Raw genomic sequence first — 22,195 nt, forward strand, 5'->3', positions numbered from 1 at the left:
CTCTTTAAAAACATTGAACGGGACAATTCTCCGCTCGCATACAATGTGTAAAACCCGCCCTTCTTTTAAAAAAAGCTGAGGAGGAATGAGCCATGCCTAATTGGCTGAAAAAACAAATGCAAAAAGCATTTTTAGAAAAGGATAATTATCAAATCAAACTGCTGAATCAATGCTGGTACTTTTATAGAAAAAAACACTGCTCGTAAGCAGTGCTTTTATTTTACCATAGACAGTGATACCCTGCCTTTTTGGGCGTCTACTCCTTCCACCCACACGGTCACAATATCTCCGACTGATACAACGTCGAGAGGATGTTTGACGAATTGATGGCTGAGTTTTGAAATGTGCACAAGCCCGTCCTGCTTCACTCCGATATCAACGAATGCTCCAAAGTCTACTACGTTGCGGACAGTGCCTTGCAATTCCATTCCTTCCTTTAGATCTTCAAGCTGAAGTACATCCGTTTTAAGCAAAGGCTTAGGCACCTCATCGCGAGGATCCCGTTCCGGCCTGGTCAGCTGTTCACAAATGTCTTTCAGCGTAATCTCTCCGATTTCAAGTTCTCTTGCAGTTTCAGACAGGTTCAGCTTGCTGATTTTTTCTTTTAATTCAGCCGTCCCAATTTGTTCTGTCGTCAGCTGAAGCTTTTTCAGAAGCGTTTTTGTTTCTTTATAGCTTTCCGGGTGAATTCCGGTTCTGTCCAAAGGTTCTGTCCCATCCGGCACTCTTAAAAATCCGATGCATTGTTCGTAGGTTTTAGCGCCGAGCCTTGGGATGCCTTTTAATTCTTTGCGGGTTGAGAATTTGCCGAGTTCGTCACGTTTTTTCACAACATTGCCGGCAACAGACTTAGATAATCCCGCTACATATTGAAGAAGAGCGGCCGAGGCTGTATTAACGTTTACTCCGACTTGGTTTACGACGGTTTCGACGACAAACCGCAGCGAGTCATTTAGATTCTTCTGGCTGACATCATGCTGATATTGGCCTACCCCCACTGATTTAGGGTCAATTTTGACAAGTTCGGCAAGCGGGTCCTGCAGTCTGCGCGCGATTGACACCGCGCTGCGTTCTTCCACCTGAAGGTCGGGGAATTCTTCTCTCGCCAGCTCAGATGCTGAATAGACGCTTGCCCCAGCTTCGTTAACGATTAAATAATAAATGTCTCTAGGCGTATCCTTCAGTACATCAACGATAAATTGTTCTGTTTCTCTGGAAGCTGTTCCGTTTCCTATTGCCACGACTTCAACTTGATAGTCCTCCAGAATCGCTTTCACTTTGTCCTGCGCTTCCTTTGTCTTTTTAACCGGAGCATGAGGATAAATGACATCGATCTTCAGAACTTTTCCGGTTTCGTCTGCTACTGCCAGTTTACAGCCTGTTCGGAATGCCGGATCGACCCCAAGCACGACCTTCCCTTTCATCGGCGGCTGCAAAAGAAGCTTCCGAAGGTTTTCTGAAAAAATATGAATGGCCTGCGCATCTGCTTTTTCTGACAGCTCTTTTCTGATTTCACGTTCAATAGCAGGCTGAATCAGTCTTTTGTAGCTGTCCTCGATCGTATCAAGCAAAATGTCTTTGACAGGCGTTGTTCGCTGTTTGATGATTTGCTTTTCTAAATAGGCTTTAATCACATCAGCCGGCGGTTCAATGGATACCTTCAAGATGTCTTCTTTTTCACCGCGGTTGACCGCCAGCACTCTGTGGGGAACGACTTTCGGAATTGGCTCCTCATATTCGTAATACATTTCGTATACATTTTTTTCATCCGCATCTGCCGATTTGCCGGCAGTTGATTTCAGAGTGCCTTTTTTGAAGGTTTCCTGGCGAATCCATTTTCTGAAACTCGGTTCGTCTGACAGCTGTTCAGCAATGATATGTTTTGCGCCTTCAATCGCGTCTTCTCTGGAAAGCACTTCTTTTTCTTCGCTTATGTATTGATCTGCTATTTCTGCGATACGATCGTCTTTCGGAAGGGTAAGGATATATTCAGCAAGCGGTTCAAGCCCTTTGCTTTTTGCGACAGTCGCCTTTGTTTTCCGTTTTTGTTTATAGGGGCGGTAAAGGTCTTCTACTTCCTGGAGCTTTACCGATTGTTCAATTTTTTGCCGCAGTTCATCTGTCAGCTTGTCTTGCTCCGCTATCAGTCTGATCACTTCTTCTTTTCGCTGATTCAGATTTTGAATATACTGCCAGCGCTCTGAGATGGTTTGAATTTGGACCTCGTCCATTGAACCGGTCTGTTCTTTTCTGTACCTAGCGATAAACGGAACGGTATTGCCATCCTCAAGGAGTTGAATAACACTTTCGACATTCTTCTGTGACAGTGCGGTCTCTTTCGCAATTTGTTTCTTTAAAAGGGCTAACGTTTCCATGTAACCAAAGCCTCCATTTATTCATTCTTTCTCTAGTGTAACAAAATCAGAAAAAAACACCTAAAAAAAGCAGCTTATTATAAAAGCTGCCCTAAAATATAGGTTAAGTCGTCATTTCTGGATGTGGTGTATATTTTAAGAGAATTCGATATTTCTTCGATTGACTGCCCTTTTTTTAAATACGAGCGAATATCGGGAACGTTTAATCCATCTGTATGAATGATAAATTTTGATCCCTTTTCATATGAAAAAGTGTGAGTTTTATATTTCTGCGGCTTGCCTGATAAATAACCTAACACAGGCAGAGGATAAAAGCATTCACCTGATGGGGAGTATAGAATAAAACGCACGTTTCCGACAGAGCAGTACGTAAATTGCCTTGCTGCGAAATCAACTTTTAAAATAGAGGCCGTAGCTCCTCGTTTGTTCTTCATCGCTTGATTGCAGCGTTCGATGATGCTTGCGACATCTTCATCCGCATGGCTTTCAGCAAGATCTCTGATGGCTGATGAAGATTCATTCGCAAGTGTTCCGCTCCCAAGGCCGTCAGCTACCGCACACACTAATTCCTGATCATCCGCTTTGATGTAAAAACTGTCCCCGCAAATGGATTTGCCTTCTTTATTTAATTGATATACAAGGGTATGGATATGTTGGTTTTCTTCAACCTGAATCATTACATTAGCTCCATAGAGGGATCTTCAATCAAGGCCTCTCTGAGTTTCTTTACTGCTTTGCGCTGCAGACGCGAGACGTGCATTTGAGATATACCGAGAATGTCCCCTGTTTCTTTTTGGCTTTTATTTTGAATATACGTTAAATCGATAATCTGTTTTTCACGATCAGAAAGAACATGGAGCACACTTTTCAGCATCATTTGCTGATTGACGCGTTCATATCCGTCTTCCTGTGAGCCGACGATATCGAGAATGGTTACAGTGCTTCCGTCCGCATCCGCTTCAATGCTGTGGTCCACAGACAATGCCTGATAGCTTTTTCCCATTTCCATTGTTTCCAGTACTTCTTCCTCGGAAACATCGAGATATTCGGCAATCTCTTCGACCTTTGGCGACCTTTGCGTTTCTGTGGTCAGTGTGTCTACCGCCATTTTAATTCTGGGTCCGAGTTCCTTGATCCGTCTTGGAACGTGCACACTCCACGTCTTATCTCTGAGGAAACGTTTAATCTCTCCGATAATCGTCGGAATCGCGAAAGCTTCAAATGATTTGCCGACCACCGGATCATACCTTTTGATCGCGCCGAGAAGACCGATCATGCCTACTTGGCGAAGATCTTCATGAAAGCTTTTGCCTTTTGAATATTTCTTCGCCAGCACTTCGACAAGATTCGTATAGACTTGGACAAGCGTTTCCTGCGCCGAATCATCCTGATTGGTTTGGTACTCGTTTATAAGCCGATCAACTTCATCCTTAGTTAGTTTCGTAGTTTTCGATGGTTGTGCCATGATCAACTCGCTCCCCGTTTAAATACTTTGTCATCGCCACGGTTACGCCTGAGTTACTCTGCACTCTGACTTCATCCATCAGCGTTTCCATTAAATAAAGGCCGAGTCCTCCTTCTGATAGTTGTTCTACGGTATGTGAAGGTGTGTAAGGACCTAGATTCTGCTGCTTCTGATCAAAATCAAAGCTGTCTCCTTCATCTGCGACAATGACCTCTAAGCGATCTTCATATACACCGAATCTCACGGACACTTCTCCGTTTTTATCCTCTTTATACGCATGCTGAACCGCGTTTGTACAGGCTTCACTTACTGCGATTTTAAGGTCTTCGATGTCATCGTACGTATAGCCCATTCTGCTCGCCACACCCGACAGCGTAAGTCTGACAATTCCCACGTATTCCGGTTCAGCCGGTATTTTCATCTCTATATAATCTACTGTATTCTTCATTGTACCCCACCTTCTGACTTTGCAGAAATATCAATAATGTCCTTCAGACCCGTGATCTCAAACAGGCGGATCAGCCGGTCAGAAAGGTGTTCAAGCTTTAGCGAGCCGCCTTCTTTTTTGACTGTCTTAAACACGCCGACAAATACGCCAAGGCCCGTGCTGTCCATGTAGCTGACATCCTTCAGGCAGATGTGTATGTCTGCTCCCTGTTCTGCCAGGGGCGCCAGCTTTTCACGAAGTGACGGAGCTGAATACACATCAATTTCTCCTGCGATTTGTACTTGTATATCATTATCATTTTGTTTAACATTGACCGTTAAATTCATTTTTATCACCTCAAAAGTGTCCTTTTTACTAATAGTCTAATACCCAGGTTTTTTATCCTTTAAACCTTTCTTGTTAAAACAATTAACGTAAAATCATCATGAAGCTGAAAATCCTGCAATTTAAGAAGGCTTTCGTAAATATTTTGCACCATCTCTTGTGCAGAACAACACATATGTTCCTCTATCAGCTTCTGTATATCAAGACGCTCCAAGAAACCGTCTTCTGACCGGCATTCTGTCACGCCGTCGGAAAATAAAACGATCATATCTCCTTCATCCAGATGCTGTTCATATTCTTCGTAATCGAAATCCTGCGAGATGCCGAGAACCAAACCTTTGGCTGTTAAATCATAGAATTTATTTTCTTTTTTACAATAATAAAAACCAGGTTCATGCCCCGCTGAAGCATATGTGAATTTATGGCTTTTCATATTGTAATTCGCGTAAAACATTGTAATAAACATACTCGGATCAACATTTTGCTCAACTACGCGATTGAGATTTTTCAGCACTTGTGAAGGGTGGATGCCGGTTTCAGGCAAAGAATCCATTGCATACTTAATCATCGACATACATAAAGCGGCCGGTATGCCTTTCCCGATGACATCGGCAATTGCAATGTTAATAGATTCCTTATCTCTGACAAAATGATAATAATCCCCGCTCATTTGTTTAGCAGGAACACTGATTGCGCCAATGTCCAGAGCTTCTTCTTGCGGGATTTTTGTTTCGAGAAGAGTTTGCTGCACGTTCGCAGCGATTTCTATTTCCGATTTGATTTCCTGCTGTATTCCTCTGAGGGTTTGATGCTCCTGGTATGCGAGCCCGTAACCTATCATCACTTCTATTAAAAAATCCAGCGAATGAAAAACATCTCCAGGCAGATCTGGATACAGTTCCTTTAACACTTTGCGGTGAATACTGATAATTTCTTCCGGAGGAACTTGATGCTCGATTGTTTTTCGGCTGAATTTTTGAGCTTGATATAAAGATGTTTCTGTTAATTCGGCTATATATCGGCTAAGCAGCTGATGATACCGCTGCTCAATAACCTCCTTGAAATCCACTTTCTTACCTCCTACCGAAGCCATTTGATGGCTTGTATCTCCGTACCTTGCCCCGCAACGGAATTTAAGCTGAAATCATCCATCAGCCTCTTTACGCCCGGAAGCCCCGCTCCAAGCCCGCCTGATGTTGAAAAGCCGTCTTCCATTACTTTGCGGATATCGGCTATTCCGGGTCCTGTGTCCTCCGCTATAATTTTAAGTCCTTTTTTGCCTCTGTCCGCTACCTGCTCAATGCAGACTTGACCTTTACCGGCGTATAAATAGATGTTCCTTGCTAATTCTGAAATAGCCGTCGTGATTCTTGCCTGGTCAACCGTTCCGAAGCCTAATTCTTTCGCAACGTTTCGCCCAAGCTGTCTCGCGGCCACGATGTCCCATTCTGTCATGATCTTTACACAGGATTGGTCGTTCATAGCTATTCCCCCAATTCCCGCTTCAATGTCTCAAGCCCTTGCTCTAAATCGAGCGCTGTTTCAATTTCTTCAAGCGCTATGCCGAGTTCAATCAGCGTAACGGCTACAGCAGGCTGAATTCCTGTTAAGACAACTTTGGCACCCATTAATTTTGACATTGTAATCACATCACCCAGTACTTTCGCGATAAACGAATCAATCATGTCAACTGAGGTAAGATCAATAACGACTCCGTTTGCACCTGTTTCATAGATTTTATTTAATAGATCCTCTTGAAAGTGAAGTGCGGTTTGATCGTCAAGTTCCCATTGAATGGAGACTAATAAGCAATTGTATAGTTTCAGGATCGGGATTTTCGGATGTCTCAAAATGTTATTCCCCCAATGAAACGATTTTTCGATTTGTCATTTCCAATGCTGTTTGAATTCCTTTTTGAAGGGTATTCTTAGTAATAATCTGTGATAAATCTATTCCCAGATTGACGATGGTTTGAGCGATTTCCGGGCGAATTCCCGCCAGCAGGCATTTTGCTCCGACAAGCCTTACCGCTTCTGATGCCTGAATAATATGGTGGGCAACCATTGTATCGACAACCGGAACTCCCGTAATGTCGATTAAAACAACCTGTGAGCGATGTTTCACCACGCCATTCAGCAGGTTTTCCATAATTCTTTTCGCGCGTTCGGTATCAATCGTTCCGACAAGCGGCATAACGGTGATATGTTCAAACACCGGAATAAGCGGCGCAGAAAGCTCTTGAAGCGCGATTTTTTGAAGGGAGACGGTTTTTTCCCATGAGATTGAATATTGGTTTAAGATTTCCGTGTTGATCGGATTGAAAAAACTTTCAATCTGCCAGATTAACTCCGTACTTTCTTGATCTGTTAAAGTACCGTCGTTCATTTCCTTGTAAAGATGTTTCCAGAATTCCAAAAGGCCTGTAGCTAAAAACTTTAAGGACAGACCGATTTGAACGGCTCTGAGCGCCAGTTCGCTTACTTGTTCCTCAGCAATGGTTTCTGTTGAAGAGGAAAGAAGAATCTCTATATAATCTTTGCATATATTTTTGTACACTTGATCAGTCAGCTGATATGATTCTTGATCACTTAGTTTCTTTAACGTGTTTGTCCACTGTTCGAGCAGTTCATTCTGATTCTCTGAAATGAACCCATGTATCGTCTGATTCGGCATTTCATTGTACCTCCCGACAAAAAGCAACATTTTATATCTTTATTTACCTATTATAGCGTTAATTTTTTTCGAAAACAAAAAAAGTTGCTCCTTATGAGCAACCAAGAAAATATTACTAAAAATCAATGAGTGCCAAACTAATTTGTAAGGCTTCATCAACCTTATCCATCATTTCATCATCCAGATGAGTAATCTTATCCGTTAATCTTTGCTTGTCAATCGTCCGAATTTGCTCCAGCAAAATAACGGAGTCTCTTTCAAAACCGTAGCGTTTCGCATCAATTTCGACGTGGGTTGGTAATTTCGCTTTCTGTATTTGGGCTGTTATGGCTGCAACAATAGCAGTTGGGCTAAAGCGATTTCCGATATCATTTTGAATCACCAAAACCGGGCGCACTCCGCCTTGCTCTGAGCCAACAACAGGAGATAAATCAGCAAAATAAACATCGCCGCGTTTAACAATCAAATGATTATCCTCCGCTGACTAAGCGCTCAACGGTCGTTTCTGCTTCGCACTCAGCAAAATGAGCTTCAGAAGAAATATTCAGGTTGATTTTCGCCATTTCCATATATCCGCGTCTCATCAAATCACGGTTGTGACGAGTTGTGCGTTCGCTGACATAGGCTCTCACTGCTTGTGATATTAGTTCGTTTCTGCTTCGTTTCTCCCGCATCGCTACACCATCCAATTCAGCTACTAGTGCTTCCGGCAAGCTAATCATCATTTCGGTTGTTGCGCTGGATTCAGACAAAAAACATACACCTCCACCAAACTTACGGATACGACTCGTTTATCCATCCAGTGATAATCATACCATTATTCACACATCAAGCAAAGCTGTTTTATAGATTCTCTTTTTGTAACAGAGGCTATTTGCTTGCATTTTCCTGCAATAAAGGATTTCTTACTTCCATTATACTCCCATTTTCCAAAAACATACGGGGAACGCGGGAACTTATTGTACATGTCACTTCATAGTTAATCGTTTCCAGCCGGCTGGCGATTTCATCAACGGTTATGCAGTCGTCCTTTTGTCTGCCGATTAAAGTGACTCTGGTTCCCGGGGGATACTCTTTGTCCAGTTCAACCATAAATTGATCCATGCAGATTCTTCCTGCAATTTTGAGCCTTTTGCCGTTTATGAGAACCTCAGTGCCTTGCAGTTTTCGCAGCCAGCCGTCCGCGTAACCGACCGGCACTGTGCCGATCCATTGGTCTTTCTCAGCCGTATATGTTGCGCCGTAGCTGACACTCTCCCCTTTGCGTATTTTTTTCACATGGGACAAAGTGGAGTTCAACGAGAATGCCTGGTGCAGCCGGAACGGAATCTCGTTTGTTATTTCAGCGGACGGACGAAGCCCGTACATGCCGACTCCGAATCGGACCGCGTTAAAAAAGCCTTTTTTCAGACGCAGACCGGCGGCGCTATTTGCGCAGTGAACCATGAGCTGCTTCCACGGAAGCGGAGCAATCAGCTCTTTAAATCGTTCAAACTGCATGAGAAAATAGCTTTTGTCTTTTTCATCAGCTGTTGCAAAATGAGTAAAAACGCCTTTGCATAGTAAGCCGGGATTGCGTTCCAGAATTTTCATCACGTTTTGCACTTCTTCTTCTGTTTTGACGCCGAGTCTGTTCATTCCCGTATCTACTTTAAGATGAAAGTGGACGGGGGTCTCTTTTATGTGGCGGGCAGCTTCCTGTATCCATTCGACAGAGTAGCCTGTCAGCGTAACGTCATATTCAGCCGCTATCTCCACATACTCCGGCGGAACGGCTCCAAGCACTAAAATAGGCGCAGTCAGGCCGCGTTTTCGCAATGATATCGCTTCATCCAAAATGGCAACAGCAAGGCATGAAGCACCTGCGGACAATGCCGCTTCCGCCACTTCCGCATCACCATGGCCGTAGGCGTTTGCCTTCACTACCGCCATTAGGTCAACGCGGTCACCGATATGCTTTTTCATATTGCTTACATTTTCTTCTATCGCAGACAAGTTAATTTCTGCCCACGTATCTCTGTAAAACGGTTTTATGTTCATCAGGACACTTCCTAGTGTTTATTCACTTCATATCATACTAAAAACAAAGGACAAAGTGAAACTCCCTTCTTAAGGAATTTTTTTACTGAGGAGCATCCGTCCATTCCAGCGGCTTGCTGTTAGTATTTACAAAAAAGAGGCCAAAGATGAATTGGCCTCTTGGTGTTTATTTTGAAGATTGCCCTTGCATGCTTTTCGCAACTGTCACCATCTCTTCTTGGGTCAGGTCTTTCGATGACAGTAGATAATCGACTCCTTCATGTGTCCAAGATAAGGACGTATCTGATAAAGCTCCGATTGTCATCCCCAGATTAACAGGCTCTCCGTTCAATGTAACGGATGTAGAAGCTTTAGCGACTTGAGCTTTTTCCTGAATTAAGGTGAATGATTTTTCTCCGCCGTAGGTCATGACAATCCGGCGCCCTTCTTCAGTTGTAATATCTTTTTCTTCAAGCTTCTTCACGCCCAGAGGCAGTTCCAGCGGCGTTTTTACAGCAAATGTGTCTGAAGGCTTCGCGCTTGTTGCAACATCCATTTGGGAAAGGGTCATATTTTTCTTTTCGTCAAATGATTCTTTGTCAAATTGTTTATTGAATTCGAAGTTGCTGAATTCAACCTTCACCATGACTTTGCGGTCTGTGTCCATCACTTTTACGGATGATGGGCTCATATCCTTTTTGTTGAATGTGATTTCTTGTGTCGGCAGCATTTTGTTGTGCTGATAGTTTGTTTTTGTTTCAAACACGTATTTTGATTCCTTTGAAGAGAAAACAGCGTCCGAATCATTTTGAACATCCTTCACAAGTGATTCAAATAAGTAAACCTGGCTGCTGTTGTTCGGCCAGTCGCTTTGGAACCGGAAGCTCTTATTTAAAGACGGCGTGAGAACAAATACTCCGTTGTCATTTCGTAAAATGACCTGATTTTGATCTTTCTTCGGATTTTCTAAATAAACCCGGTATAAAGAAGGTTTTTTGTGCCAAATCTCCACGTTGTATACCTGCGGTTCACTTCCTGTCTCGATGGTCATTTTTGCTTTTGCTTTGTATGAGGTGTATTCCTTCGCCTTTTTGTCTAATCCAGTTACGACATCTTCCTGTGACTTTTGTCCGCAGGCAGAAAGAATAAGGACAGCAAGCAGTCCCGTTAAAAGCAAAACAAAGCTTTTTCTCACCTTTTTCAACCCCTTCTTCTCAATTGATGTAAAAGGAAGAAACCGCTTGTTTGACTTTAACGGTACGCTTGGAACACTCTTTTAGACAGAACGGCTGCGTACCATAAAAGCCTCAAACAACTTGTCTCCCTTAATGCATTATCAAATATATGAGAGGGGCCGTACGAATATGCAGACTAGCTTGACAACCTTTCAATCAAAACCTGCGCTGCCGCATATTCCTTCGTATGTGTGATGGATACGTGAACATTGTCCTGACTGAGTTTCGCGCATACGATAGAGGGTTTGCCATGGGTATCTTTTTTCACTTCGATATCTTGAAAGCTGAGATGCTTGCCTATTCCTGTTCCAAATGCTTTTGAGAATGCTTCTTTCGCGGCGAATCTGCCAGCGAGAAATTCAATTCTCCTCTTTGCTGAGAGTGATTCATATTGGGCTTGTTCTGATTCAGTCAGAATCCGTTCAGCGAATCTTTCCTGCCGGCGGCACAAGGAAGCGATTCGATCAAGCTCAACGATGTCTATACCAATACCGTGAATCATATGGGATGATCCCTCCTGAAAGTCTGTACTATTTAAATGGTTTATCTCATAAACGTGTTACTATATAAATACCAAAAATGATGGCAAAGGGGCTCATGATGTTTATACGAACTGAAAATTTCCAAACATTTATCAGGCTTTATCCCGCCGTTGCTTGTATATTAGCCATTCAATCAGTTTTGTGGATTTTTTTCAAATTGCCCATTCATTCGGTCATATTATGGGGAGATGCCGTAACAGGCTATAACCTCGGGGTGGCTAACGGAGAATGGTGGCGGCTGATTACACCTATTTTCCTGCATGCCGGATTTGCCCACCTTCTTTTTAATTCGATGTCCATCTTTTTATTTGCTCCCGCTTTAGAACGGCTGCTTGGAAAAGCCCGTTTTCTTCTTGTCTATGTCGGATCAGGCGTAATCGGAAATATCGGGACCTACTTCACTGAATCGCTTGATTACGTGCATGTGGGCGCTTCAGGCGCGATATTCGGCTTGTTCGGTGTCTATCTGTATATGGTTCTTTACCGAAAAGAACTGATTGATCAGGAAAATTCCAAAATGATTGTCACACTGCTTGTTGTGGCCGTTCTCATGACGTTTATCAATTCAAATATTAATGTTATGGCCCACCTGTTCGGGCTTGTCGGCGGGTTTGTTCTTTCATTCTTATGTGTCCAAAAAAAAGAGCGGCGGTTTTAACCGTCCGCTTTTTCGTACGAATACCATCGAAAAATGTGCTGCGCGTCCTCCGCTTCAATATCCTTTACCGTTAACTCTTCCATATTGCTTGATGATTTAACAGAAGTTGAGATGGTAGAGAGCTGTTTTTTTGTCTGGAAATAGGATTGGCTGACTTTATAAATCTGCATTCTTCTTCTGAGAATAATTGCCGTATTTTTTCCGACAAATCTTGTGGTGAGCTGTAGCTTTTCCCCGCTGATGTGCCAAGAGGAGTCCTTATACGCTAAATAGCCAAAGACTAATTCGATCGGCAGCAAGATAAGAGAAAAATATCCCCATGGCCGGAAAAAGATACATAACGGAATGATCAGCACGATTGAAAATATAGTTGAACGGAAGAGATATCGTCTTAATGCCCGCTTCGGCAGATGATGGCTTTTTGCTTCAAATGTATACTCCGGCGTAAACGTTCTTAGTATGCCCGCCAGCTTTTTTTTCTGGATGACGGGAAACAGTATGGTCGAAGCGCCTTCTTTTTCATTATCGCCGCCGCCCGCGCTGACAATCGTGACCGTCACAAAGCCCAAAAGCTCTCTGATAATATTTTCTTTGATTTTAATCGCTTGGATTTTGCGGAGCGGTATCGTCACTTGATGCTTTTCGATAATCCCCCGCGAAATGACCAGCTCATGCTCTTTTTTTTCGATTTGGAAGTTGGCGTATTTTATCATCATCCCCGCAATACTGAGGAGCCATGCGATAAATAAGCAGATAAAAACGAGAACCGCATACATGCCTATACTGGCACTTTTCAGGAAAGAGAATTTATCATAGAGCCAATCCATCGGCAGAAATTCATCAATTTGCGAAAGAAGCGCAATGACGGCTGAAATAATGACACCGATTCCGCCAGAAGTCGAAGCTGCAGCGAGCAGCTCTTTTACACCCATCTGGTAGCGGGCATGGATTTTTTCGGCTTCAGGCGCCTCGTCTTCCTTCATTACAGGGCCTTCTTCCCCCATGTCCTTGATCTTTTCTTTTTGGGTAAAGACTGCTCTTTTGATTCTTTCTGCTTCTTCTAAAGAGATGGCCGATAATACGGCTTCCGCGTCTTTTCCTCCGCCGGCCGTTTCAATTTGCAGCTTCACCAATTTGAATATTTGCTGTATCAGGCCCGCGCTCGTATTCATAGATTGAATCCGTTCCATGGATATGTATCTCTTTTTCGTAAAAAACAAACCTTCTTCTATTCTAACTTCATCCGCTTCAATTCTGTAGGTGAATTTTCTCCATTTGATGATGCTGGCCGCTATGAGCCAAATAAACAAAATACCAAGCGCGATGCCTCCGTAAAAACGAATCGCATGGTTAGAGTTGACGACGAACACGAAAAAGAATGGAAGAATGATGTTTTTTATCGTTTGAACGATGATATGAAATAAATTTAAGATCATCGCCGCCGGGTGAAGGCGTTTCGGTTCAGACATCATCTTCAGTCACCCTTGCCAAACGCGAAATTGAATCTCTTAACCGGTCGGCTTCTTCCATTTCGAGTGCGGGAATGGAATGAATGGTGGCGGCTGTGGAGATTTTGACTGTGGCCAGATTATACTTCCTCAAAAGCGGTCCTTGTGAGGTATCCACATGCTGCACCCTGACCATCGGCACAATGACACGCGTGACCACAAAGATGCCTGACTGTATATCAATTTCATTTTCATGAACTTCATAACGCCACACTCTGTGCCGGATTTTCGGAATAAACACAATGGTGAGCACTGATTCCAGAACCAACAAAACAGCGAGCACCCCGGTTATCCAATATGGCCAGTGAAAGTAATAGCTTAGTACGGCAACCGCTATGACGATAAGTAAACAAACAGCGGATACAATGATTTCTTGAAATCTCCAAACTTTTAATCCGTTTGGACTGATTTGATTTTTGGGCTGCCCTCTCAAAATACCAACCTCCCGTTTTCTTTATCATACATACAAATACGTTTTTATCAAAGAAAAGTTTCATTTTGCGGCATACAAAAAAGCGAATCCATTAAATGGATTCGCTTCTTTTTTTATTAAAATGATTTTTTCTGGCGTCTTTCCCCTGAAGGACGACGGTCGTTAGACGAACGTTTTTTATCATAGGAAGAACGGCTGTTGCTTTTTGATTTTCCGCGATAGCCGCCGCCTTGTCCGCCGCCGCCATCTCTTCTTTTTGAAGAGCGGTGGTTTCTATTGCGTTTGCCTACCATCGGTGCTTCGTCTGTAAGGCGAACCGGTGTATCATCAGGCTCTTTCGTGGACATTTTAATTGCCGCTGCCACAACTGTCACTGCGTCATGATCTTCTAACAGCTCTGCTGCAGCAGTCATGTAGAAGTTCAAGTTGTTTTCACTGATGATCGTGCGAAGGCGGTCAACAGTAACTTGCTGCTGTCCTTCAATTGCTTCATCAAGTGTAGGCTCTTTCATGCGGTCCATTTTACGCTTCGTTGTTTGCTCAATTGCACGAAGCATGTCTTTTTCACGCGGTGTGATAAATGTCATCGCCATACCTGTTTTTCCTGCACGGCCTGTTCTTCCGATACGGTGAACATAGCTTTCAGGATCTTGAGGCACGTCAAAGTTATATACGTGAGTTACACCTGAGATATCAAGTCCGCGGGCAGCTACGTCAGTCGCCACAAGAACTTCAATCGCACCTTGTTTAAACTTACGGAGCGCAACCATACGTTTAGCTTGCGTCAAGTCGCCGTGAATTCCTTCAGCCATGTATCCGCGAAGGTTCAAAGCTTCAGTCAATTCGTCAACGCGGCGTTTTGTGCGGCCGAAAACGATCGCAAGTTCAGGAGACTGGATGTCAAGCAAACGAGTCAACGTATCGAATTTTTTACGTTCATGCACTTCCAAGTAGAACTGCTGGATGTTTGAAACCGTCATTTCTTTTGCTTTTACTTTTACATGCTCCGGATTTGTCATGAAGCGTTCTGCGATCCGTTTGATCGGCGCAGGCATTGTAGCAGAGAAAAGCAGCGTTTGATGCTCGCTAGGAACATTAGATAGAATAGATTCGATATCCTCGATGAATCCCATGTTAAGCATTTCATCCGCTTCATCCATAACAACTGTGTTTACGTTGTTCAGACGCAGTGTGCGGCGGTTGATGTGGTCAAGAAGACGCCCCGGCGTACCGACAATGATATGCGGGTTTTTCTTTAACGCACGGATTTGTCGTCCAATATCCTGTCCGCCGTAAATAGGAAGAACTTTCGCACGTTTATCTTGTCCGATTTTATATAATTCTTCAGATACTTGAATAGCTAATTCACGTGTTGGCGCGATTACAATTGCTTGGATATTAGGAGACTCGGGGTTAATTTTCTCAACAAGGGGTATACCAAACGCAGCTGTCTTACCTGTACCTGTTTGCGCTTGTCCAATGACATCTTTATGCTGAAGTCCGAGCGGAATCGTTTCTGCCTGAATCGGTGTTGCTTCTTCGAATCCCAAGCGATTTATAGCTTTCATGAGATCAGAACTTAATTGAAAATCTTGAAACGTTATAGTCAAATTATTCAAACTCCTTCTAATTGCTGTTTCAGTAATGTCGTGATTTACCACTAAAAACTGCCCTTCATACTAAAGGACAGGATCCATACGTATACAAAGCCCGAATTACTTTACGTTTTATCTTACCATTACACTATGTGTTTTTCAATAAGGGGAGAAATGGATCAGCTTTCGATTTCTTCGACAACGGAGCTGCCTTTGCTCTTTTGTCCGTCCATCATCTGCCATTCTTCATGAAGGCGGACCCTGCCGTCTTCACCCAACCGCGGAGATGAAACACATTCACCGCTTTCCAGTTTGCCCCCAGCATTTACATGATGGTATCTGAAATGCAGCGTGTCATCTTTTTTCACAGTTCCTACAAGAACTCCTGAAATAATGCCGCCCCCGGCGTAAGTCCCCGACAAAATAATGCCGTCCTGCTTGTAGTGGAAGACAGTTTCGCCGGACACTTCACCGTCTTCAGAAACATGAACACCAATAAAAATGCGCCCATCATAATTTATCAATTCCATCCCGCCTTTTCATAAATTGTATCACAGCCGCAGATGGTCTGACAGGTTTATTTCAAGTGAACCATTATTAGTTTCTGCACTTTTATTTTATTTTATGAAGCGTGCGGCGTTTTTTCTTTTAAAGTTTCAGGAAATTCTCTGGTTTTTATAATACCCAAGTTGAGAACGGTTAAACCTTTTTCAGCCCTTCATTAAATCTTTAACGATTTCTTCAAGCTTCATACCTCTGGACGCTTTAAACAGGATTAAATCTCCTTTTTCAGCCTTTTCGGCAACGGCTTGCAACAATTTTGTTTTATCACTGAAATGACTGACGCGCTCTTGGTCAAAATGCCGGTGCGCTCCCGCTGCGATGAAGGCGCCAAGCTTTCCGTATGTAAAAACATAGTCAATCGCCGCCGGATTAATCACGGCGCCGCACTCTGTATGGAATTCTTGTTCAAGATCGCCGAGTTCAAGCATATCTCCAAGCACGAGCATTTTTTTGCCATAGCCTTTCATGCTTTCTATCAGCTCAATTGCAGCCTTCATAGAGGTCGGACTTGCGTTATAGGCATCATTAATGATGGAAATGCCGCCCTCGCTTTTCAGCAGTTCCAGCCTCATTCCGGTTACTTTCAGCCCGCTTAATCCTTTCGCAGCGTTTTCAAGCGTGATTCCAAAGTGAATACCCGCGGCAAAGGCAGCAATTGCATTTAACACATTGTGCTTTCCGAGTACCGGGATAAAGAATGTCTTGTCTATCCCTTTTATACTGAAATGTGTGCCGTCTTCCGTTTGTTTTACGTCCTCCAGCTGATAATCATTTCCTTCATCCGCCCCGAAGGTTTTCGTACGGCAGCTGTAGCTTCTCTTGTTTAAGAGCGGTTCATCCCCGATATAAATAAGGATGCCGTCTTTTTTGAGGCCATTGGTAATTTCTAGCTTCGCTTCCGCAATGCCTTCCCTCGATCCTAAATCTTGCATATGCGATTCGCCGATGTTGGTTATCACCGCAGCTTCCGGATTAGCAAGACGAGTGAGGAGGTCGATTTCTCCTTTTCCGCTCATTCCCATTTCAAGGACCGCAACTTCAGTATCTTCCGGCATAGAAAGAACGGTCAGCGGCAGGCCGATATGGTTGTTAAAGTTTCCTTCTGTTTTATGAACACGGAATTGCGTTTGCAGCACAGCGTGGAGCATATCCTTTGTCGTTGTTTTACCGTTGCTGCCTGTTACGCCGATGACACGTGTGCCGAGCTCTTGTAAGTACGCTTTTGAGAGCTCCTGAAGCGCTGCCAGCGTATCATCCACAAGAATGACAGCCTGATCTTGAGGCGGATTCGGTTCAGATTTATTCCAAAGCACAGCGGATACGCCATTCTCAAATGCCTGCCCGACAAATGTATGCCCGTTGAAATTCTCCCCTGTCAGCGGAACGAAGAGCTGGTTTTCTTCAAGCTTTCTCGTGTCAGTTGCTACTCCTTGAATCACTATATTTTCATATGCGGGATCTATCAGTGTGCCTTTGACCATTTCTGCGATTTTCTTTACTGTTCGCTTAATCAAATGAGGCACCTCTCTTTCTTTAATATTTTTCTTCAGTACGGGAAAAGACACTGCCTTATGACCGGCAGTGTCCTTGGTGCATTAACATGTATGTTTAATCAATTGTTTTTCTGCATGCCGTTCCTTTGCCAGATCAACAAGCTGTTCAATTAAGTCGGCGTATTCAATGCCTGCTTCTTTCCAGAGAAGCGGGAACATGCTGAATGGCGTGAAGCCCGGCATCGTGTTTACTTCATTGATCAGCACTTCGCCGTCAGCTGTCAGGAAAAAGTCCGCTCTGACAAGGCCTGATCCGTCAATTGCTTTGAAAGCTTTGATCGCCATGTCACTGATTTTTTCGTATTGGTCATCCGTCACTTCCGCCGGAATAATAAGATCAGTGTCTCCGTCTTCGTATTTCGCTTTATAATCATAGAAATCAGTTTTAGGTGCGATTTCTCCGACTACGGAGCATTTCGGTTCATCATTTCCGAGAACGCCGATTTCAATTTCCCGGCCGATGACGCCTTCTTCCACCACTACTTTGCGGTCATATTGGAACGCAAGCTCAAACGCTTTTTCCAATTCTTCACGGTTGCGGCACTTGCTGATTCCGACGCTTGAACCCAGGTTCGCCGGTTTCACAAAGCATGGATAGCCCAGTTCCTTTTCAACTTGTTCACAGCATTCCTCAGAAGAACGGCTCCAGTCTTTTTTAAGGAAAGCCGCATACTTAGCCTGAGAAAGGCCTGCTTGGGCAAATAAGTGTTTCATCACAACTTTATCCATACCCGCAGAAGAAGCAAGCACTCCGTTACCGACATAAGGAATATTTAATAGTTCAAGCAGCCCTTGGATTGTGCCGTCTTCTCCATTTGGACCGTGCAATAGCGGAAACACGACATCAATCGCTTCGTTTTCTTTCGAAGAATCTCCCGGGAACATTTCTTTGTTCAAAGCTGCCGGGGAAAAAGAGCTCCCGTTTTGTTCGAGCTGGAGCATTTTCACATTAGAGACCGGCTCAGTTAAGCGCGCCCCTCTTTGCCACTCGCCTTCTTCAGTAATATAAATCGGATGTATATCAAACTTCTCAGTATTTAGCGCTTTTGTTACAGCCAAAGCTGTCTGCAGCGAAACGTTATGCTCGGCTGACTTGCCGCCGTACACCAATCCTAGACTTGTTTTCAATGGATATTCCCCCCACTACAATTCATCTTTACTATCTTATCATTTTCATAAGAAAATGATCTAATTATTTTTGGGCCGATACGAAGGTAAAAGCATTTGTATGTAATTCCTTTTTATTTTATATTAAAATGGCATTGAAAAGGAGATGTGACATATGAAAAAAATCACAACAAAAGAACAATTTAATGAACTTATTCAATCTGATAAAGAAATCATTATCAAATTTTACGCTGACTGGTGCCCTGATTGCACGCGCATGAATATGTTCATCGGCGACATTTTGGAAGCCTATAATCAAAATGATTGGTATGAACTGAATAAAGACGAGCTTCCTGAGCTTGCCGAAACATATCAGGTCATGGGTATTCCAAGCCTGCTAGTTTTCAAAAACGGAGAAAAAACAGGCCACCTTCACAGCGCAAATGCGAAATCACCAGAAGAAGTAACTGAGTTCTTATCTGAACATATAAGCTAATTCGGTAAACAGGCTTATTTTATGTCGTCGGGCTCTACATGAACATGAACATGAGTGACATCATGTTCATTTTTTATTGCATTTTCTACTTCATCAGCCACATTATGTCCTTCTTCCACAGACAACTTCGGATCAACTGTAATCACCATTTCAATATGAACCGCGCTGCCGAGATACCTCGCTCTTACATCCTTTAAACGGTTCACGGTTTTCACTTTGCTGACGGTCAGTTTGTAAGGCTCTAGATCCTTCAGATAAAATCCGTCGGTTAATGAGTGGGATGCCTCTTTGAATATATCCCATGCGGTCTTGCAGATGATGATCCCGATAATAAATGCCGTCACAGGATCAATCCACGGCAGATGCAGCTGGGCGGATATGACACCTACAAATGCTCCTGCACTTACGAAAGCGTCTGATCTGCTGTCTTTTGCCGCCGCCAAAAGCGCTTGGCTTTTAATACTGGCGGCCAGCCTTTTATTGTACATATACATGCTGTACATCACCGCAGCCCCTCCCAAAGCAGTCCATGCGGCTATCATGCTCGGTGTTTCGGTCGTCCCGCTTACAATTGACTTTCCTCCCCCAATAAGGACTTCAATTCCGACAGCCATCATAATAAAAGACGCAATAAGCGAGGAAATTGTTTCAGCGCGATAATGGCCGTATGGATGATCACTGTCTGCAGGTCTTTGGGAGATTCGCAGGCCGATCAAAACCGCAAGCGACGCAACGATATCCGTTCCGTTGTTTAATCCGTCTGCACGAAGCGCTTCGGAATGATATAGAGTGCCGATGACCAGCTTTATCACAGCAAGTGTTATGTAGGCCGCAATGTTAATGATCGCCCCTTTTTCCCCTCTTTTTAAGTTATCCGTTCGATCCACCGCAAATCAGCCTCCATTCTATAACATAGTATGGATAAAAACGCTTAAAATAAGCAATTTCTGTTCTTGTCGCTCTCGACAGAATTTTTAAAGCAGAGAAATATGTCAAATTATTGCCCGGGAAACTTTGAGATTGTCGAATAGCGGCCATAATGCCCTTGTATACAAATTGTCAAAATTTTGTTGACAGACACCTTTACATATGTTTTTAAAAATTGTATACTAACCTTAATTGATAATGATTATCAATATCGCTTGTGTGATTGGAGGTTGATGACACTATGGCTCCTCAGATCAGAAATGCCATTGAAGTAAGGAAAAAACAGCTTATTCATATGCTGATTCAGAACGGTATATATAAAAAGTCAGAGCGTCATTTATATGAATTATCATTAGGTGAATTAGAAAGTGAATATAAAATATGCCAGAAGGGTGCAGGATCATGCCAAAACGCAAAGTAAAGACTTATGAGCAGCTCGTTCAGGAAAATAAAGAAGCGATCATACGCAGTTCCGAGCTTATGAACGTCATTTACGACAGGATCGACCGTAAGTATCAAAAACAGCTTCAAGAGAAAAATAATACATAAAAAAAGAGCCTGGGATGAAGTGCACCACCCCAGGCTCTTTACTTTAGTTGTCAAATGCTTCTGAAGCTAACTTTTGTATGACCGCATCGTCCATCGGCGGATTATGCAGCCCGGCCCGAACATCGCGATAATAGCGCTGCAGCGGATTCGTTCGTTCAAGGCTCTTTGCCCCGACGATCCTCATGGCTTTATCTACCGCAGAAATGGCTGTGTTTGTCACGATGTGTTTTGCCGCGCCAAGTTCGCTTTTCAAATAAGGACGGCGCTCCGGATCATCATACAGTTGGGCTGCCCGAAACAGAAAATGTCTGGCATTCAGCAGTTCGAGCTCCATTTCACCTATGCGTTTTTGCACTGCGGGCACCTCTTTAATCGGACCATTCAGGCTGTTCGGCGAATACTCAGCAGCAAAGCGGACCGCATAGTCTCTCGCTGCCTGAGCGATTCCGAGATAGACGGCCGGGATATGGAGCAGCCAGCCGTTCGGCTTTTTGCCCCGGGGTCCCGAAAGTGATTCCACCAGCTTATTTTCATCAAGGGTGACTTGTTTCAGGACAAGGTCATGACTCCCCGTCGCCCGCATCGCAGCCATATCCCATGTCTCTTCAATAGCTACGCCTGCTTCATCCTTATGAATCAGAAAGACACCGACCGTTTCTTGTTCTTCCACCCAAGCCGTGACTAAGAAGTAATCCAAAGCCTGAGACATCGTGGTGAAGGTCTTTCTTCCGTTTACAATCCATTTCCCATTTCTTTTCACCGCATTTGTGCCGGGTCGTCCGCCTCTAGTCGGGCTGCCCGTTTTTGCCTCTGTCGCTGCTCTGTTGATGACTGCTCCCTGTTTCACTTCTTCCGTAATAAAGGCAAACACGTCTTCGTCCCAGCTGTTTCCCTCGCCAAGCTCCCCCATCACGCTAACATGCCAGCCGATGCTGAGGGCGCAAGGAGCATCCCCACGTGCGAGCCGTTCTTGGAAAAGCAGCATATCATAGACCGATATTCCTGTTCCGCCGTGTGATTTTGGCACCGTCAAGGCCGTGTAACCCGAATCACGCAAGGCTTGGATTTTTTCGATAGGAAATCGACCATGCTCGTCATCAGAAGCTGCCGTTTTTTGAAATTCATCTGCCAGCCGGCCTATTTTCTCTATCCATTGCCGCTGCTGTTCATTGTATATAAATAAAGATGACATCAGGCAATCCCTCCAAAGTTAATTCCGATAAAGTTAATAAGTATTATAGATTTTCACCGATTATTCCGCAACTGTTAACATTCCGGACAGCACAAAAAAACACGCCGTTCCAAAAGGAACAGCGTGTTAAACGATTCGTGCATCCCGATCCTGTTTCATCCCGAGATAGATCAGCATATAGGTCAGGTAGCCCATTGTCATCACCAATCCGCCAAAGAAAAAGCTTGAGAATATCGGTTCTTCGAAGGCGGTAACTGCAGCAAGCACAATCCAGCTGGCATACAGATAAATGATGAAGTAACGGAAACCTGTCTTCATTTTGTATATAAGGAACAGACCCACGAGTGAGAACAAACCCAGCGCAAGCCTGAAGTAGACCAGATGTTCAAACTGAAACATAAATGACACAAATGAGAAGCCCAGCAATAATACAATCGGTAAAGCGGTAATAAAGTTTCTCAATAGTAGAGCACCTCCGTCAATACCTTTATTATAAATCAAAACGACAAATAATATTGATTATCGTGAGCAT

Annotated in this window: 27 protein-coding genes and 1 pseudogene; 5 read left to right on the forward strand and 23 right to left on the reverse strand. The window is 43.7% G+C overall.

Annotated elements, in window-relative coordinates; genetic code table 11:
* Positions 1 to 92: 92 nt before the first annotated feature.
* Entirely contained in the window at positions 93 to 206 is a 114-nt protein-coding gene (gene cmpA / locus GXP75_RS15520) for a cortex morphogenetic protein CmpA (protein WP_003225207.1), read from the forward strand.
* Positions 207 to 215: 9 nt separating this feature from the next.
* On the opposite strand, the gene GXP75_RS15525 is transcribed toward cmpA, so the two are convergent.
* From GXP75_RS15525 to acpS, 14 genes are all read right to left on the reverse strand, one after another.
* Positions 216 to 2,375, reverse strand: coding sequence for a Tex family protein (locus GXP75_RS15525; RefSeq protein ID WP_242557216.1), 2,160 nt, complete (start codon positions 2,373 to 2,375; stop codon positions 216 to 218).
* Between the two features lie 77 nt (positions 2,376 to 2,452).
* The gene (gene rsbX, locus GXP75_RS15530; protein WP_003328150.1) at positions 2,453 to 3,052 is read right to left on the reverse strand and encodes a phosphoserine phosphatase RsbX; all 600 of its coding nucleotides are present in this window, start codon (positions 3,050 to 3,052) and stop codon (positions 2,453 to 2,455) included.
* A complete protein-coding gene (gene sigB, locus GXP75_RS15535; RefSeq protein WP_061572301.1) occupies positions 3,052 to 3,840 on the reverse strand; it encodes an RNA polymerase sigma factor SigB in 789 nt (262 codons plus the stop codon). The genes rsbX and sigB overlap by 1 nt, the downstream gene beginning before the upstream one ends.
* On the reverse strand, positions 3,806 to 4,288 hold the full coding sequence (gene rsbW / locus GXP75_RS15540; RefSeq protein ID WP_242557217.1) for an anti-sigma B factor RsbW: 483 nt from the start codon (positions 4,286 to 4,288) through the stop codon (positions 3,806 to 3,808). The genes sigB and rsbW overlap by 35 nt, the downstream gene beginning before the upstream one ends.
* Positions 4,285 to 4,614, reverse strand: a complete 330-nt coding sequence (gene rsbV, locus GXP75_RS15545) for an anti-sigma factor antagonist RsbV (RefSeq protein ID WP_242557218.1) — start codon at positions 4,612 to 4,614, stop codon at positions 4,285 to 4,287. The genes rsbW and rsbV overlap by 4 nt, the downstream gene beginning before the upstream one ends.
* Before the next feature lie 59 nt (positions 4,615 to 4,673).
* Positions 4,674 to 5,681 carry a PP2C family protein-serine/threonine phosphatase gene (locus GXP75_RS15550; RefSeq protein WP_242557219.1) on the reverse strand — a complete coding sequence of 336 codons (1,008 nt, stop codon included), beginning with the start codon at positions 5,679 to 5,681 and terminating at the stop codon, positions 4,674 to 4,676.
* An 11-nt stretch (positions 5,682 to 5,692) separates the two neighbouring features.
* Positions 5,693 to 6,094 carry a serine/threonine-protein kinase RsbT gene (gene rsbT / locus GXP75_RS15555; RefSeq protein ID WP_003328144.1) on the reverse strand — a complete coding sequence of 134 codons (402 nt, stop codon included), beginning with the start codon at positions 6,092 to 6,094 and terminating at the stop codon, positions 5,693 to 5,695.
* Between the two features lie 2 nt (positions 6,095 to 6,096).
* Positions 6,097 to 6,462 (reverse strand): RsbT antagonist protein RsbS, encoded by a 366-nt coding sequence (gene rsbS / locus GXP75_RS15560; RefSeq protein ID WP_010789626.1) that lies wholly within the window; start codon positions 6,460 to 6,462, stop codon positions 6,097 to 6,099.
* A gap of 4 nt (positions 6,463 to 6,466) precedes the next feature.
* Complete coding sequence (locus GXP75_RS15565) at positions 6,467 to 7,285, reverse strand: RsbT co-antagonist protein RsbRA (protein ID WP_242557220.1); 819 nt, start codon at positions 7,283 to 7,285, stop codon at positions 6,467 to 6,469.
* 115 nt (positions 7,286 to 7,400) lie between these two features.
* A complete protein-coding gene (ndoA, locus tag GXP75_RS15570; RefSeq protein ID WP_003156187.1) occupies positions 7,401 to 7,751 on the reverse strand; it encodes a type II toxin-antitoxin system endoribonuclease NdoA in 351 nt (116 codons plus the stop codon).
* 4 nt (positions 7,752 to 7,755) lie between these two features.
* Positions 7,756 to 8,037 carry a type II toxin-antitoxin system antitoxin EndoAI gene (endB, locus tag GXP75_RS15575; protein ID WP_003328141.1) on the reverse strand — a complete coding sequence of 94 codons (282 nt, stop codon included), beginning with the start codon at positions 8,035 to 8,037 and terminating at the stop codon, positions 7,756 to 7,758.
* A 118-nt stretch (positions 8,038 to 8,155) separates the two neighbouring features.
* The gene (gene alr, locus GXP75_RS15580) at positions 8,156 to 9,325 is read right to left on the reverse strand and encodes an alanine racemase (protein WP_214917189.1); all 1,170 of its coding nucleotides are present in this window, start codon (positions 9,323 to 9,325) and stop codon (positions 8,156 to 8,158) included.
* Between the two features lie 166 nt (positions 9,326 to 9,491).
* A complete protein-coding gene (locus tag GXP75_RS15585; RefSeq protein ID WP_094231401.1) occupies positions 9,492 to 10,508 on the reverse strand; it encodes a LolA family protein in 1,017 nt (338 codons plus the stop codon).
* Positions 10,509 to 10,675: 167 nt separating this feature from the next.
* Positions 10,676 to 11,041: a holo-ACP synthase gene (acpS, locus tag GXP75_RS15590; RefSeq protein ID WP_150224451.1), complete on the reverse strand. Its 366-nt coding sequence runs from the start codon at positions 11,039 to 11,041 to the stop codon at positions 10,676 to 10,678.
* A 98-nt stretch (positions 11,042 to 11,139) separates the two neighbouring features.
* Here acpS and GXP75_RS15595 point away from each other — a divergent pair, with 98 nt between their 5' ends.
* On the forward strand, positions 11,140 to 11,739 hold the full coding sequence (locus tag GXP75_RS15595; protein ID WP_242557221.1) for a rhomboid family intramembrane serine protease: 600 nt from the start codon (positions 11,140 to 11,142) through the stop codon (positions 11,737 to 11,739).
* Here the strand turns inward: GXP75_RS15595 and GXP75_RS15600 are convergent.
* The 6 genes from GXP75_RS15600 to GXP75_RS15625 all read right to left on the reverse strand — a co-directional run bounded on the left by GXP75_RS15600 (position 11,736) and on the right by GXP75_RS15625 (position 18,520).
* On the reverse strand, positions 11,736 to 13,211 hold the full coding sequence (locus GXP75_RS15600; protein WP_242557222.1) for a PH domain-containing protein: 1,476 nt from the start codon (positions 13,209 to 13,211) through the stop codon (positions 11,736 to 11,738). The genes GXP75_RS15595 and GXP75_RS15600 overlap by 4 nt on opposite strands.
* Positions 13,201 to 13,680 carry a PH domain-containing protein gene (locus GXP75_RS15605; protein WP_061572309.1) on the reverse strand — a complete coding sequence of 160 codons (480 nt, stop codon included), beginning with the start codon at positions 13,678 to 13,680 and terminating at the stop codon, positions 13,201 to 13,203. The genes GXP75_RS15600 and GXP75_RS15605 overlap by 11 nt, the downstream gene beginning before the upstream one ends.
* 116 nt (positions 13,681 to 13,796) lie before the next feature.
* The gene (gene cshA, locus GXP75_RS15610) at positions 13,797 to 15,290 is read right to left on the reverse strand and encodes a degradosome RNA helicase CshA (protein ID WP_214917196.1); all 1,494 of its coding nucleotides are present in this window, start codon (positions 15,288 to 15,290) and stop codon (positions 13,797 to 13,799) included.
* Positions 15,291 to 15,454: 164 nt separating this feature from the next.
* Positions 15,455 to 15,805, reverse strand: a complete 351-nt coding sequence (locus GXP75_RS15615; protein ID WP_396022475.1) for an avidin-fold protein — start codon at positions 15,803 to 15,805, stop codon at positions 15,455 to 15,457.
* A 180-nt stretch (positions 15,806 to 15,985) separates the two neighbouring features.
* Positions 15,986 to 17,353 carry a UDP-N-acetylmuramoyl-tripeptide--D-alanyl-D-alanine ligase gene (locus tag GXP75_RS15620; RefSeq protein WP_242557224.1) on the reverse strand — a complete coding sequence of 456 codons (1,368 nt, stop codon included), beginning with the start codon at positions 17,351 to 17,353 and terminating at the stop codon, positions 15,986 to 15,988.
* Positions 17,354 to 17,434: 81 nt separating this feature from the next.
* A complete protein-coding gene (locus GXP75_RS15625; protein ID WP_242557225.1) occupies positions 17,435 to 18,520 on the reverse strand; it encodes a D-alanine--D-alanine ligase in 1,086 nt (361 codons plus the stop codon).
* Between the two features lie 154 nt (positions 18,521 to 18,674).
* Here GXP75_RS15625 and GXP75_RS15630 point away from each other — a divergent pair, with 154 nt between their 5' ends.
* On the forward strand, positions 18,675 to 18,995 hold the full coding sequence (locus GXP75_RS15630; RefSeq protein ID WP_003328128.1) for a thioredoxin family protein: 321 nt from the start codon (positions 18,675 to 18,677) through the stop codon (positions 18,993 to 18,995).
* A gap of 14 nt (positions 18,996 to 19,009) precedes the next feature.
* On the opposite strand, the gene GXP75_RS15635 is transcribed toward GXP75_RS15630, so the two are convergent.
* Positions 19,010 to 19,882, reverse strand: coding sequence for a cation diffusion facilitator family transporter (locus tag GXP75_RS15635; protein ID WP_003328127.1), 873 nt, complete (start codon positions 19,880 to 19,882; stop codon positions 19,010 to 19,012).
* Between the two features lie 281 nt (positions 19,883 to 20,163).
* Here GXP75_RS15635 and GXP75_RS15640 point away from each other — a divergent pair.
* Positions 20,164 to 20,353 (forward strand): annotated as a pseudogene (locus tag GXP75_RS15640) (Fur-regulated basic protein FbpA).
* Positions 20,325 to 20,471: a Fur-regulated basic protein FbpB gene (gene fbpB, locus GXP75_RS15645; protein ID WP_003328125.1), complete on the forward strand. Its 147-nt coding sequence runs from the start codon at positions 20,325 to 20,327 to the stop codon at positions 20,469 to 20,471. Before GXP75_RS15640 ends, fbpB begins: the two are co-directional and overlap by 29 nt.
* A 43-nt stretch (positions 20,472 to 20,514) precedes the next feature.
* Here the strand turns inward: fbpB and GXP75_RS15650 are convergent, their stop codons facing one another.
* Complete coding sequence (locus GXP75_RS15650; RefSeq protein WP_242557226.1) at positions 20,515 to 21,663, reverse strand: acyl-CoA dehydrogenase family protein; 1,149 nt, start codon at positions 21,661 to 21,663, stop codon at positions 20,515 to 20,517.
* A 126-nt stretch (positions 21,664 to 21,789) separates the two neighbouring features.
* Positions 21,790 to 22,125 carry a hypothetical protein gene (locus tag GXP75_RS15655; RefSeq protein WP_061572316.1) on the reverse strand — a complete coding sequence of 112 codons (336 nt, stop codon included), beginning with the start codon at positions 22,123 to 22,125 and terminating at the stop codon, positions 21,790 to 21,792.
* Between the last annotated feature and the right edge of the window lie 70 nt (positions 22,126 to 22,195).

It is taken from the genome of Bacillus sp. HU-1818 (assembly GCF_022695965.1).
GTDB classification, from domain to species: Bacteria; Bacillota; Bacilli; order Bacillales; family Bacillaceae; genus Bacillus; species Bacillus atrophaeus.